Annotated in this window: 11 protein-coding genes and 1 tRNA gene; 4 read left to right on the plus strand and 8 right to left on the minus strand. The window is 72.0% G+C overall.

The features are described from left to right. Positions 1-111: 111 nt before the first annotated feature. The gene (locus AB0B72_RS30695; protein WP_367742719.1) at positions 112-1,311 is read left to right on the plus strand and encodes an FG-GAP-like repeat-containing protein; all 1,200 of its coding nucleotides are present in this window, start codon (positions 112-114) and stop codon (positions 1,309-1,311) included. A 72-nt stretch (positions 1,312-1,383) separates the two neighbouring features. Here AB0B72_RS30695 and AB0B72_RS30700 read toward each other — a convergent pair whose 3' ends face one another. Then, positions 1,384-2,370 carry an NAD(P)-dependent alcohol dehydrogenase gene (locus AB0B72_RS30700; RefSeq protein WP_367742720.1) on the minus strand — a complete coding sequence of 329 codons (987 nt, stop codon included), beginning with the start codon at positions 2,368-2,370 and terminating at the stop codon, positions 1,384-1,386. A gap of 167 nt (positions 2,371-2,537) precedes the next feature. Here AB0B72_RS30700 and AB0B72_RS30705 point away from each other — a divergent pair, with 167 nt between their 5' ends. Continuing rightward, positions 2,538-3,287 carry a DUF2306 domain-containing protein gene (locus tag AB0B72_RS30705; protein WP_367742722.1) on the plus strand — a complete coding sequence of 250 codons (750 nt, stop codon included), beginning with the start codon at positions 2,538-2,540 and terminating at the stop codon, positions 3,285-3,287. On the opposite strand, the gene AB0B72_RS30710 is transcribed toward AB0B72_RS30705, so the two are convergent. From AB0B72_RS30710 to AB0B72_RS30725, 4 genes are all read right to left on the minus strand, one after another. Further along, positions 3,260-3,916 carry a response regulator gene (locus AB0B72_RS30710; protein ID WP_367742723.1) on the minus strand — a complete coding sequence of 219 codons (657 nt, stop codon included), beginning with the start codon at positions 3,914-3,916 and terminating at the stop codon, positions 3,260-3,262. The genes AB0B72_RS30705 and AB0B72_RS30710 overlap by 28 nt on opposite strands. Further along, a complete protein-coding gene (locus tag AB0B72_RS30715; protein WP_367742724.1) occupies positions 3,913-5,124 on the minus strand; it encodes a sensor histidine kinase in 1,212 nt (403 codons plus the stop codon). The genes AB0B72_RS30710 and AB0B72_RS30715 overlap by 4 nt, the downstream gene beginning before the upstream one ends. A gap of 206 nt (positions 5,125-5,330) precedes the next feature. Next, on the minus strand, positions 5,331-5,726 hold the full coding sequence (locus AB0B72_RS30720; RefSeq protein ID WP_367742725.1) for a hypothetical protein: 396 nt from the start codon (positions 5,724-5,726) through the stop codon (positions 5,331-5,333). A 293-nt stretch (positions 5,727-6,019) separates the two neighbouring features. Next, positions 6,020-6,112: transfer RNA gene (locus AB0B72_RS30725), tRNA-Sec, on the minus strand. A 79-nt stretch (positions 6,113-6,191) separates the two neighbouring features. On the opposite strand from AB0B72_RS30725, the gene selD reads away from it, so the two are divergent. Then, positions 6,192-7,187: a selenide, water dikinase SelD gene (selD, locus tag AB0B72_RS30730; protein WP_367742727.1), complete on the plus strand. Its 996-nt coding sequence runs from the start codon at positions 6,192-6,194 to the stop codon at positions 7,185-7,187. Positions 7,188-7,393: 206 nt separating this feature from the next. Continuing rightward, positions 7,394-8,581 (plus strand): FAD-dependent oxidoreductase, encoded by a 1,188-nt coding sequence (locus AB0B72_RS30735; protein WP_367742728.1) that lies wholly within the window; start codon positions 7,394-7,396, stop codon positions 8,579-8,581. A 12-nt stretch (positions 8,582-8,593) separates the two neighbouring features. Here the strand turns inward: AB0B72_RS30735 and nrfD are convergent, their stop codons facing one another. The 3 genes from nrfD to fdh are packed head-to-tail and all read right to left on the minus strand — an operon-like array spanning position 8,594 to position 13,489. Next, on the minus strand, positions 8,594-9,523 hold the full coding sequence (gene nrfD / locus AB0B72_RS30740; protein WP_367742729.1) for an NrfD/PsrC family molybdoenzyme membrane anchor subunit: 930 nt from the start codon (positions 9,521-9,523) through the stop codon (positions 8,594-8,596). Then, on the minus strand, positions 9,523-10,281 hold the full coding sequence (locus tag AB0B72_RS30745; RefSeq protein WP_367742732.1) for a 4Fe-4S dicluster domain-containing protein: 759 nt from the start codon (positions 10,279-10,281) through the stop codon (positions 9,523-9,525). Before AB0B72_RS30745 ends, nrfD begins: the two co-directional genes overlap by 1 nt. After that, the gene (gene fdh, locus AB0B72_RS30750) at positions 10,274-13,489 is read right to left on the minus strand and encodes a formate dehydrogenase (RefSeq protein WP_367742733.1); all 3,216 of its coding nucleotides are present in this window, start codon (positions 13,487-13,489) and stop codon (positions 10,274-10,276) included. Before fdh ends, AB0B72_RS30745 begins: the two co-directional genes overlap by 8 nt. Between the last annotated feature and the right edge of the window lie 122 nt (positions 13,490-13,611).

A 13,611-nucleotide genomic window follows, 5' to 3' on the forward strand; every position in this document is an offset into this window, starting at 1 on the left:
GGGGGCCGTACCCCCTCGCCGGTAGCGGCCTCGCCGACCCCCACCCGCCCGCGTCCACCGGCCGCGGAGCCGTCGGAGTCCGCGGAGCCGGCAACGATGACGGTGTCCTCCATGGGGGTGCCGCGAGGCCCGGGCGGCACGCTGGCGGACGACGTCAACGGCGACGGCCACTCCGACGCGTTGATCGTCTCCGAGCGGGCCGAGGGCGTCAGGTTCCTCACCGTCCTGTACGGCTCACGCGGTGGGTTGGCCCCGGAGAGGCGGACCGTCGTGCAGACCGGTGGCCAGAAGCTCTGGCTGCTCGGTGGCAGCTGGCGGGCCCGGCGGCCCGACACCGCCGACCTGGACGGCGACGGATTCGCCGACATCCCCGTGCTTCTCTGGAGCAGGAACAGCACCTGGCCCGTGCTGCGGGTCATCTGGGGCGGCCCTGAGGGGCCGGTGGCCGATGGCCTTTCCCCGACGGTGCCGGTGCCGGCCGCCGAACGACTCACCTCGGACTGGCCCGCCACCGGAGACTTCGACGGGGACGGTCATCCCGATCTCGTGTTCGCTGTCCCGGACTCGGGCACACCGGAGAAGGGCGCGTACACCGTGCTCTACGGGCCGTTCGGCCGGGACGGCACGCCGCGCCGTACGGTGACCGCGCTGAGCCCGGAGATCGGCAAGTACAGGCGGTACCTCGGCTGGGTCGTCGCGGACCGGATCAGGCCGGGCCGGCGGACCGGCCTGATCATCCACGCGGGCGACGACGGTGAGCAGACCGGCGCGGTCGTCCTGCCGCAGGTCCCCCCGTCGACGGTCCACCTGCTGGGCCCGGGAAACGCGATCGCCTCCGGCGACTTCGACGGGGACGGCCGCGTTGACGTCGCGGTCGGCGACGACGGGAGCCGCAACGACGAACCGGGCTACGAGACCTCCGGTGCGACCAACGCTCTCACCGTCTACTACGGCAGGGCCCCGCAGGCCCCGGTGACGATCCCCATTCCCCACATTCACGACAAGCTGACCGCGGCGGACGTGGACGGTGACGGCCGGGACGACCTGGTCCTCCAGGTCGGCGACCAAGTCGAGGTGCGCACGCGGGGGCTGTCGACCACGCGGACACTGGGGCCGTTCCGCTGCCCCACGCGCGACAGGCTGGAGCGGCGGCCGGGGGCGGTGAGAGCCGGCGACTACGACGGCGACGGACGCGCCGAGGTGCTGATCAGCTGCTGGAGCTACATCTTCGGCCGGGATCCGAAGCTCTGGTGGGTGTGGGACGCGAACGGCCCGGGGATCCGGTTCGACACGACCGGGTTCACACCGTGACGCGACGTCAACCGAGCGGCCCGATGAGCTCCGTTCAGACCCATGAGCTCCGTTAAGACCCATGAGCTCCGGTCAGACCGTGACGACGACCTTCCCTGAGGCGTGTCCCTTCTCCTGGTACGCGACGGCCGCCGGGATCTCCTCGAACGGGTAGCACCGGTCGATGACCGGCGTGAGCTCCCCGGCCCCGGCGAGCTCGGTCAGCGTGCTCAGGTTCCGCCCGTTGTCGGCGCATCCGAGCACGTCCACCATGGCGATCGTCTGGGAGACGAACGGCGACATCGCGACCGCCGCGAACACATGGCCGACGGGCTGCAGCCATCGTCCGGCCGGTCCGCCGACGACGGCTAATGTCCCCTTGGGGGTCAGCACCCGCCGGCAGGCCCGTGCCGGGCGGCTTCCCGCGACGTCCAGCAGCAGGTCGTAGCGTCTGCCGCTCCGCGTGAAGTCCTCCTTGGAGTAGTCGACGACCTCGTCCGCGCCGATCGAGCCGACCAAGCCGGCGTTCCGCGGCCCGGACACTCCGGTGACCCGGGCGCCGAGCGACCGGGCGATCTGCACGGCGAACGTCCCCACCCCTCCCGAAGCGCCGTTGACCAGGACCCTGTGCCCCGGCTGGATCCGCCCCGTGTCGCGCAGGCCCAGCAGGGCGGTGCACGCCGCCAGCGGCATCGCCGCCGCCTGCTCGAACGACAGGTTGGCCGGTTTCGGCGCCAGGTCGCCCTCCCGTACGCATACGTACTCGGCAAAGCCGCCGCCCCGCTTGAGCATGGCGTACACCTCGTCGCCGGGACGGAAGCCCTTCACGGCCCGGCCGACGGCCTCCACCTGCCCCGCCATGTCGGCGCCCAGGATGGTGATCTTCGGAGCGCGCCGCCCGAGGGTGCCCATCAGGCGCGCGACGCGCGGCTCGCCTCTCATGAGGTGCCAGTCGAAGGGCTGCACGGACGTGGCGCGCACCCGGACCAGCACCTCGTCGTCGGCGGGCACCGGAGTGGCCACCTTCTTGAGCTCCAGGACGTCGGGCGAGCCGAACGACCGCAGGACGAACGCCTTCATCACACTCTCCTCATTCACCGGGGTGGTTCGTTTGACGGGATCAGTGTGAGGAATCCGTGCGAAGGCTCCATCGGCCGAAAGTACGCCCGTTCAATGGATGATCGGCCGGTGCGACTCCGGCCCATCTGTCGATGAACGCCACGGTCTCGGGGAGTCACGCTCGGGGCATGACTGGTGAGACACCGATGACAAGCCCCCCGCCGTCGCGGAGCGGGCGGAGCCCGGACGCCCGGAGCGGCGCGGGGAGCGCAGCCGTAGCCTCCACCGGGAGGACGTGGCTCGTCCCCGCCGCGCTGATCACATTGAGCGCCGTCCCGATCGCCGCGGGCGCCGCCCGCCTCGGCCAGTTCGCCCTCGGGGCGGAGATCACCGCGGAGAACGCGCGGTTCTTCGCCATGCCCGTGGGCGTGGTGGCGCACATCGTCAGCGTCAGCGTGTTCACCGTTCTGGGGGCGTTCCAGTTCGTCCCCCGCCTGCGCCGGCGCGGGGCCCGGTGGCATCGGGCCGCGGGAAGGATCACGGTCGCGAGCGGTCTGGTCGCGGCGCTCTCCGGCCTGTGGCTGACCCTGTTCTTCCCCCGCGTCGCCGGTGACGGCGTTCTCATCACCGGCTTCCGGCTCGTGTTCGGCTCGGCCATGGCCCTGTTCCTCGTGCTCGGCTTCGCCGCGATCCGGCGGCGCGACTTCGTCCGGCACCGCGCCTGGATGATCCGCGGTTACGCGATCGGCCTCGGTGCGGGCACGCAGGCCATGGTGCACCTGATCTGGTTCCCGTTCGGCGGCATGGCCGAAGGGACCACCAGGGCGCTGCTCATAGGCGCCGGCTGGACGATCAACCTCGTCGTGGCCGAATGGATCATCCGCAGGCGGGCGGCCTGGGCCGTGCGCGGTCAGTTCCTGACGCGGCCGGTCTCGTAGGCCCAGATGGCGATCTCGACACGGTTGCGGGCGCCGAGCTTGGCCATGAGGCTCGTGATGTGGGTTTTGACGGTGCTCAAGGAGATGTGGAGGTCGCCGGCGATCTCGCTGTTGGTCCGCCCGCGCGCCACGGCGAGGAGGACCTGCTCCTCCCGGTCGGTGAGCGCCTCGACGGGCCGCCTGGGCGAGGATGCGGGTCCAGCGTGGGCGAAAGTCCTGAGCAGCCGCGCCGTGACGCTCGGGGCGATGAGCGCGTCGCCGTCGGCGGCGGCGTGGACGGCCTGGGAGAGCAGGTCGGCGCCGGCGTCCTTCAGCAGGAAACCCCTGGCGCCCGCCCTCAGCGCGGCGTAGACGTAGTCGTCGAGGTCGAACGTGGTGATGACGACCACGGCGAGGGGGTCCTCGACGGCCGGGCCGGCGAGGGCACGGGTGGCCTGGATGCCGTCGACGCCGGGCATGCGGATGTCGAACAGGCACACGTCGGGGCGCAGGCGCCGTGCGAGCTCGACGGCCCGCCGCCCGTCCGCGGCCTCAGCGACGACGTCGATGTCCGGCTGGGCGTTGAGGATCATCGTGAGCCCGGTGCGGACGATCTCCTGGTCGTCCGCGACGATCACCCGTACGGTCACGTCGCCGCCCCGGTCCGCGGCAGCACGGCGGTCACGACCCAGCCTCCGCCGGGGGCGGGGCCGGCGTGGCAGGTGCCGCCGAGGAGCTCGGCGCGTTCGGTCATGCCGACGAGCCCGTATCCCGGCGGTCCCGGCGGGCGTACGGGACTGGTGTCGCCGTCGTCGCTCACGCGCAGGGACACCGAGGTGTCGTCGGCCGTCACGCGGACGTCGACCCGGGTGGCGTGGCGGGCGTGCCGCCGGGCGTTCGTGATCGACTCCTGGGCGATGCGGTAGATCGCGGCCTCGACCGGCGGGGCGAGCCCGTCGACGTCCCCGCGGATCTCCACCTCGACGCGGGGCGTGGAGCCGCCGGCCCGGCTCGCGAGGCCTTCGAGATCGGCGACGCGCCGGCCGGGCGCCAGGTCCACCACCTGGTCCGCCTGGTCCGCCGCCTGGCCCGTCCGCCGGTCCGCCTTACGGCCGGTCTGCTGGTCCGTCCGCTCGTCACGGCGCAGCACGCGGACCATGGCGCGCATCTCGGCGAGGGCCCGCGACGCCTCGGCCTCGATCACGTGGAGCGCGTCGGCGGCGGCGCCCGGCTGCGACGCCGACACCGCGAGACCCGCCTGGGCGCGGATCGCCATGGCCGAGACGTGATGGGCGACGGTGTCGTGCAGGTCGCGGGCCAGCTGTTCGCGTTCGAGCAGCTTGATCTGGTCCAGCTCGCGCAATCTCGCTCCGGCCCGGTACCGGAACGCCCCGCCCAGCGCGGCGACCGAGAACACCACGGCGAATCCGGCGACCACGTCGGAGGCGCCGGGAGAGTCGAAGACCGCCCAGAGGCCGAGCTTGGCGACGACGACGGCCAGCCCGATCACGGCCTCGCGTCCCGTCCCCCAGCGGAACAGCGAGTACGGCAGCAGCAGCGCGTACGCCATGGTGCTCGTGTCCGGGCAGCCGCAGCGCGTCAGCAGCGGGACCACGGACAGGACGCCGAAGGCGATCGCGACCATCAGCAGCGGCCTGGTCCTGCGCCACACCACGGTGGGGACCAGCGCGACGGTGAGGATCAGCGAGAGGGCCCGCCACGGAAGATCCGGCCGCAGGGCCGCTTCGAGCACCGCGAGCGCCGCGAGCACTCCTGCGAGCGCCCAGTCCCGCCACGCCGGGGGCGGCACGTGAGGAGGACGGGGCTCGTCCCACCCGGAGCGAAGGAGGGCGAGCATCCCCTCATGGTAGAAGGCCCGGCTCTTCTCCGGAACGGCCGAAAGTATGAGACGCGTACTTCAACGCCGCGCTCTTCTCTCCCACCATGCCTCGGAGCGAGCTGACGCCGAGGTCTCCACCGGAGTTCCGCTCCAAGCTGTGACCGGAAATGATCACCTGCCGCGACGTAATCACCGCTTCACGGCGTTCCCGCACCCCGAGGACTTCAGTGTCGGTGATGGCCCTCGCGCTGCGGGGGCATCTGGGTCGGCCACGGGCTGGGCGGGGCAGCGGGCGCATGGGGTGGCTGCCCCGAACCGAAGGGCGCCGGAGGGTAGGAGACCGGGACGGCAGACGGCGTATCCCGGACCGAGTCCCGGCTACGGGCCCCCACCGCGACGGAGACGCCGGCGATCTCGAGAGCGATCCCGGCCATGCCGAGGAGGAGCGGGGTCTGCACACCGTCCTCGGTGTCGCAGATCTGCACCGGCTCCTTCTCGATTTCCGTGGCCCGGCATTGCCACCCGGTGGCGTCGTCCATGTCCCATAGGGCGGCGTAGCCGAGTACGGCGAAGCCGGCCACCATCAGGAAAATCTGCAAGATGCGAGCTATCGGCGACATGATCCGCCACGATAGCGGTCAGGTGCGCACATTACAGCCGAGCAGCCGCAACCGCTGACCGCGCCTCGGAGAATCCGCCGAGTACGGACAGCAGACGCCTCTCGCCCGGCCCTCGGTCGAGCCGGGAGGAATGGTCCAGACCTGACAGAGCCGTGCCGGCCGCTCTGAGCAGGCCGAAGCCCGCCGCCCCCGGACATGGCCGAGATCGCGGGCTCCTCGCCCTGGCTTCGGCCAGTACGGAACCCATCGCCCGACCGGCCTGCGGACAACCGGGCAGGCGGCGACATGCCTAGCGGAGGCGGACGGGAATCGAACCCGCCAGGCCGAGGACCTCGGCCTCGTCGGTTTTGAAGACCGCGGGGGCCACCAGGCGCCCACACGCCTCCGGGAGAAACCTAACCTGAACCTGGTAGGACTCCGGGCACCACCCCCGGAACCGGCGAGGCGACATCAGGCGAGGGCGGCATGACCGAGACGGCGAAGCGCATCCGGCTCACCCAGTACGCGCACGGGGGCGGCTGCGCCTGCAAGATCCCGCCCGGCGAGCTGGAGGCGATCGTGGCGGGGCTGGTCACATCGGCCGGCGACGACCTGATCGTCGGGCTCGACGACGGCGACGACGCGGCCGTGGTACGGATCGAGGGCGGCAGGGCGATCGTCGCGACCGCCGACTTCTTCACCCCCGTGGTGGACGATCCGTACGACTGGGGGCGGATCGCCGCGACCAACGCGCTGTCCGACGTGTACGCGGTGGGGGGCGAGCCTGTCGTGGCGGTGAACCTGCTCGGCTGGCCCCGTGACACGCTGCCGATGGACCTGGTCAAAGAGGTCCTGCGTGGCGGCCTCGACGTGGGCCGGGCGGCGGGCTGTCACGTCGCGGGTGGCCACAGCGTCGACGACCCCGAGCCCAAGTACGGCATGGCGGTCACCGGCCTGGCCGACCCCGAGCGGCTGCTGAGGATCGACGGAGGCCGGGCGGGGACGCCGATCTCCCTCACCAAGCCTCTCGGCGTCGGGGTGCTCAACACCAGGCACAAGGCGACCGGAGAGGTGTTCCCCCAGGCGATCGAGGCGATGACGACACTCAACAGGGACGCCTCCCGGGCGGCCCTGGCGGCGGGCGCTGTCTGCGCGACGGACGTGACCGGCTTCGGCCTGCTCGGCCACCTGTACAAGCTGGCCAGGGCGAGCGGGGTCACGGCCGTGGTCGACGTGGCCGCCGTGCCGTACCTGGAGGGCGCTCGCGAGGCTCTGCGCGACGGCCACGTCAGCGGCGGCACGCGGCGCAACCTCGACTGGGTGCGGCCTCACCTGAACGCCGGGCGCTTCGGCGAGGACGAGCTGCTCCTGCTGGCCGACGCCCAGACCTCCGGCGGCCTGCTCGTCGCGGGTGAGATCCCCGGCGCCCCCGTCATCGGCCACCTCGTCCCCCGCGAGCCCGCCATGCTCCGGCTCGCCTGACCCCGGCCCGGCGGCGCCCGGCAGTCCGTACCCGATCTGAGAGGGTTCCACGGCGCGGGCGGCTGATGTTACGGTTTTCATGAGGACGCGCGAAGACACTGTCCGGTATGGGTTAGTCCGGACGGCGCACCGCGCTCAACATCACCTCGTATGAGGGGTGACCTGTGCGTCCCTTTCTCTGTCAGCACGAGGAAGGGACGGCTGTCATGCCGCATCCGCACGTGATCGTCATCGGCGCCGGGCCGGGCGGGCTCTGCCTGGCCAACGGGCTGCGCCGCCAGGGCGTGAGCGTCGCCGTGTACGAGAGCGACGACTCACCCAACTCACGTCACCAGGGCTACCGCCTCCACATCGACGACGACGGCGACAGGGCGCTGGCGCGGACGCTGCCGCCCGCCCTGCACGAGCTGTTCCTCGCCACCGCCGAGGTCCTGCCCGGCCGCACCCCGGTCTACGACGACCGGCTCGCGCTGCGAACGATCCTGGAGCCGCCGGGCGCGCTGCACCTGGCGGTCGACCGGCTGACGCTGCGGGAGATCCTGCTCGCCGGCGTGACGGATCTCGTCGCCTTCGGCAGGCGTCTCACCGGCTACACGACCGGCGCCGACGGCCGCGTCACGGCGCGCTTCTCCGACGGCACGACGGCGACCGGCGACGTACTGGTGGCGGCGGACGGCGTCAACTCCGTCATCCGCCGGCAGTACCTCCCGCACGCGCGCATCGCCGACACCGGTCTGCGGCAGATCTACGGCAAGGTCCCGCTCACCGCGCGCACCCGTGAGCTGTTCCCGGAGGAGATGCTCGCGGTGTTCACGCCGATCATCGGCCCGGACGGATCGTACGTGGGCGTGGGCTCGGTGCGCTTCCCCGAACCGCCGGCGCGTGCCGCCGCCCGGATCGCGGCCGGGGCTCGGCTCACCGACGTCCGCGACTACGTCTCCTGCTCCTACGGCGTGCGCCGCGAGCTCCTGCCGTGCTCCGACGACGAGCTGCGCGCCATGCCGGGCGAGGACCTGCGGGCGCTGACCCTCAAGATGATCAGCGGCTGGAATCCCCGGATACGCACGATGATCGAGCACTGGGATCCGGCCACGGTCTTCCCGCTGTCCCTGCGCACCAGCGTCCCCGTGGCCCCCTGGCCGGCCACGAACGTCACCCTGCTCGGCGACGCCGTCCACGCCATGAGCCCGGCCGCCGGCGTCGGCGCCAACACGGCCCTGCGGGACGCGAGCGCCCTCGCGGAGGCGCTCGGCGAGGTCGCCCGCGGCGAGCCGGCCGTCCAGGCGCTGGCCCGCTACGAGGCGGCGATGACCGAGTACGGCTTCGCCGCCGTGCGCACCTCGGCGGAGAACGGGCACCGCCTGCTCGGCCAGGATCCGCTCCCGGCCGGCTGATCTGACAGGGGGTTACCCGGAAGCGGGGCCGGCCGCGTCGAGGCGGGCGCGCTGGGGCACCACGGTGTACTTCGGGTCGGCGGCCGAGGCGCGGCCGGCGGCCAGGACGCCGAAGCGGGTGCACAGCGCTCCCGCCGTCAGCGCGGCGGCGGACAGCGCGGTGAGCGCCCGGCTGCGTCCGGCGACCGTGGCGAGCACGCCGCCGCCCAGCGTGAGAACGCGGGAGGCCTTCATCAGCCGCCCCGCCCTGCCCTGCCGGTACGGCTCGCCCACCAGGCCGAGGCGGCGCTCCATCACGGCGCCCGCGAGCACCTCGGTGACGGCCCCCACCGCCGCGAGCGCCCTGATGGGACCGGCCTGCGCCCGGGGCGTGGCGACCATGACCGCGGCCGCCGCCGATGCCAGCGCGCTGCCGGCGAACAGGAACGGCAGCTCGCGGCGAGCCTCGTGCCAGGCGGGGACGGCCGTGTCGGCCAGCAGCACGGCGGTGTAGGTGGCCATCACCGGCCCGGTGACACCGCTCACCAGCGTGGCCGCGTCCCCGGCCAGGGGCAGGACGCCGGTCACCGCCGAGCCCAGACTGACCGCGGTCAGGCCGCCCTGGGCGGCCAGCGTCCAGGAGCCGACGCTCATCGGCGAGGTGGGCTTGAAGACGCGCAGCATGTTCAGGAAACGCTCGGGCCTGCCCAGCTCCGCCACGAGGAAGGCGGCCCCCAGCGTCCCGCCGGCGAACGCGGCGCCTCTCGCGGCCATCTCCAGCCTCGGCCGCCCGGTGAAGCGCCCGGCGGCGGCCATCGTGGACGCCGCCCCCGACACGCCGCCGAGGTAGAGGTAGACCGGCATGTGGGGCTCATGCCAGATCGGCGCCTTGATGACGCGCTGGCCGTAGTAGGACCGGAACTCGGCCTCCGGCACCATCTCCTCGTCACGGCGCCGGGGCATCAGCGTCTCCTCAGGAAGCAGGCGGCCACGGCGCCGGTCATCGCGAGCGCGGCCCCGCCCGCCCACCGCCACATCTGCGGCAGGTCCTTCGTGGTCACCACCGGGTCGGGCGGCAGGCCGTAGGCCTCGGGCTCGTCCTGCAGCAGGAAGAACGCGCCCGCGCCGCCCACCCCGTCGTCTGGGCTGTCGCCGTACAGCCGGGCGTCGGTGTTGCCCTCGGCGTGGAGCCGCTCGACCCGCTCCTGGGCGCGGACGCGCAGCTCGTCCAGAGGGCCGAACTGGATCGACTGCGTGGGGCACGCCTTGGCGCAGGCGGGCTCCAGGCCTCCGAGCTGGCGGTCGTAGCACATCGTGCACTTGAACGCCCGGCCGTCCCGCTCCCTGCGGTCGATCACGCCGTACGGGCAGGCGGGGACGCAGTAGCCGCAGCCGTTGCAGACGTCCGCCTGGACGACCACGGTGTCGAACTCCGTGCGGAACAGCGCCCCCGTGGGGCAGACGTCGAGGCAGGCGGCGTTCGTGCAGTGCTTGCACACGTCGGACGACATCAGCCAGCGGTCGCCGGTCTCGATGAACGCGACGTGCCGCCAGGTGTCGGCGCCCAGCGCACCGGTGTTGTCGTAGGAGGTGGCGCGGAAGACGAACCCGTCGTCGGGCACGTCGTTCCACTCCTTGCAGGCCACTTCGCACGCCTTGCACCCGATGCAGACCGTGGTGTCGGTGAAGAAGCCCATCCGCCGTGTGGAAGGCTCAGCCATCGCGGTACCTCTCGATCAGGTCCAGCAGGGCCCTGCCCCTGGGCCGGCGGCCCGGCCGCACGTCGCACGTGCCGGCCTTGCTCTCCTGGATGAAGACGTTGGGATCGAGGACGATCGGCGAAAGGTCGTTGACCACGTCTCCCGTGACCAGACCGCCGCCGCCGTACCCCCAGTGGTACGGCATGACGATCTGGTGGACGGTCCGATCGCCGAGCCGCAGCGGCCTGACCCGGTCGGTCACCAGCACGCGCAGCTCGATGGCCGTACGTGTCGTGATGACGGTCGCCCAGCCGCCGTTCTCCAGCCCGACCTCGGCCGCCATCCGCGGCGACACCTCGACGAACGCCGCCGGCTGCAGCTCGGCCAGGTACGCCAGGGGTCGGCTCATGCCACCCGCCGTGTGGTGCTCGGTGAGCCTGCTGGTCGTGAACACGTACGGGAACCGGTCCGACAGCGCCGGGTTGTACGGGTTCTCCGGCCGGTCGACCGTCCTGCGAGCCGGGTTGGACTGCTCGCCGTAAAGGGTGTTGCGGACGGGCGACTCGTGCGGCTCGTAGTGCGCGGGCAGCGGCCCGTCCGACAGCCCGGCCGGGACGTAGAGCCAGCCCTTGCCGTCCGACTGCATGATGAACGGGTCGGTGCCGCGGAGCGCGTCCTGCGCCTTGGCGCCCTCCGGCGGCGTGTAGTCCGGCGGCTTGTGCTCCTCGAAGTCCGGCACGTCGTCGCCGGTCCACTCGCGCTTGTCCGCATCCCACCAGACGTACTTCTTGCGCTCGCTCCACGGGCGCCCGTCGGGGTCGGCGGAGGCCCGGTTGTAGAGGACGCGCCGGTTGGCGGGCCACGCCCAGCCCCATTCGAGCGCCGTCGGGCCCTGCTCGCGCCCCGGCTTCCTGCGCGCGGCCTGGTTGACCTCGCCGGCGTAGACACCGCAGTAGATCCAGCAGCCGCAGCTCGTCGAGCCGTCCGGCTTGAGCTCCCGCAGCGACGGCAGCGCCTTCCCGTCCGGGCCGGTGCCGTTGATCTCGCGCAGCACCGCCTCGGCCGAGGGGTCGCGCTGCTCGCCGTGCTCCGGGTAGTCCCAGGTCAGCTCCTTGACCGGGCGGTCACGCTCGTCGTCGCCGAGCAGCGCCCTGATCTTCTTGCCGAGGTGGTAGTAGAACCACAGGTCGCTACGGCAGTCGTCCGGCGGCTCGATCGCCTTCTCCCGCCACTGCAGCAGCCGCTGCGTGTTGGTGAAGGTGCCGTCCTTCTCCACGTGGCTCGCGGCGGGCATGAAGAAGACCTCGGTGCCGATGTCCTCGGTGCGCAGCTCCCCTGTCTCCAGCTCCGGGGCGTCCTTCCAGAACGTCGCCGTCTCGACCAGCATCAGGTCACGCACGACCAGCCAGTCGAGGTTGGCCAGGCCGAGCCGCTGCGCCTTGCCGTTTGCGGAGCCCACCGCGGGGTTCTCCCCCACGACGAAGTAGCCCTTGACCGTCCCGTCGATCTGGCCCATCACGGTCGTGTAGTGACCGTGGTCGCCGGTGAGACGCGGCAGGTAGTCGAAGCAGAAGTCGTTGTCCGCCGTGGCCGCGTCGCCCCACCACGCCTTGAGCAGGCTGACCAGGTAGGCCCGCCGGTTGCCCCAGTAGCCGGTTTCGCCGCCCTCCGCCTCGATGTAGTGGTCGAGGCCGTCGTGCCGGTGGGCGTGCGGCATCGCGATGTAGCCGGGCAGCAGGTTGAACAGCGTCGGGATGTCGGTCGAGCCCTGGATGCTGGCGTGGCCGCGCAGCGCCATGATCCCCCCGCCCGGCCGGCCCATGTTGCCCAGCAGGAGCTGCAGGATCGAGGCGGCCCGGATGTACTGCACGCCGACCGAGTGCTGGGTCCAGCCCACCGAGTAGACCCACGCCGTGGTGCGCTCACGCCCGGAGTTGGCGGTGACGGCCTCGGCCAGCTCGGCGAACCGCTCGGGCTCGATACCGCACAGCTCGGCGACCATCTCGGGCGTGTAGCGGGAGAAGTGGCGCTTGAGGATCTGGTAGACGCACCGGGGGTGGCTCAGCGTCGGGTCGGAGGGAGGCTCGGCGCTGGACCCGGCGCCGCGCGCACCGTAGGAGTCCGACCCGGCCGCCTCGGCGTGCCGCTCGTCCCCCTCGCGCATCTCGTCGGTCTGCCCCGAGTCGCCCTCGTACGCCCAGCTCCGGGTGTCGTACCGGCGGGTCTCGGGGTCGAAGCCGGAGAACAGGCCGTCGAGGTCCTCGGTGTCGCGGAAGTCCTCAGACACGATCGTCGAGGCGTTCGTGTACGCGAGGACGTACTCGCGGAAGTCCAGCCCGTTGCTCAGGACATGGTTGATCAGCGCGCCGAGCAGGACGATGTCCGTACCGGCGCGGATCGGCAGGTAGCGGTCGACCGACGCGCTGGTCCGGCTGAACCGGGGGTCGATGTGGAAGACCTTCGCCCCGCGATCACGCGCCTCCATCACCCATTGGAACCCCACGGGATGGCACTCGGCCATGTTGGAGCCCTGGATGACGATGCAGTCGGCGTTCGCCAGATCCTGCTGCGACTGCGTCGCACCGCCACGCCCGAAGCTGGTCCCCAGACCGGGGACGGTGGCGGAGTGTCATATGCGCGCCTGGTTCTCCACCTGGATCGCGCCGAGGGCGGTGTAGAGCTTCTTCATCAGGTAGTTCTCTTCGTTGTCGAGCGTCGCCCCGCCCAAGCCGGCGATGCCCAGAGTGCGCCTGACCTCCTTGCCCTCGTGAGTCTGCTCCCACGTCTCGTGGCGGGTGCGGACCACCCGTTCGGCGATCATGTCCATCGCGGTGTCGAGGTCGAGCCGCTCCCACTCCGTGCCGTACGGCCTGCGGTAGAGCACGTGGGTCTGGCGGCCCGGATGGGTCACGAGCTGCTTGCTCGCCGAGCCCTTCGGGCACAGCCGGCCGCGCGAGATCGGCGAGTCGGGGTCGCCTTCGATCTGGGTGACCCGGCCGTCCTTGACGTAGACGAGCTGGCCGCAGCCGACCGCGCAGAAGGGGCAGACCGAGCGGGCGACCGAGTCGGCTTCCTCGACTCGCGGACGCAGGGCGTCGGTGCGCGCCGAGCGCGCGGCGTCCCGCCTGCCGTCCTGTCCCTGGAGCTGCCGGATGACCGGCCAGCGGGAGAGCCATCCACCTGCCACGGTGCCTCTCCTCCCCTCCACACGCCGGACTAATCTCACCATAAACGGGCCTCCCTTTTCACCCCGCCCGGGGGACGCAATACGGAACGGAAAGACCACCGTGCGAGGTGTAGCTCCCGCAGGACGGGCACTATCCGGACGTCGGACAACGTCGTACCGCACCG

Origin of the sequence: Microbispora sp. NPDC049125 (assembly GCF_040802045.1) — a bacterium.
Classification (GTDB): Bacteria; Actinomycetota; Actinomycetes; order Streptosporangiales; family Streptosporangiaceae; genus Microbispora.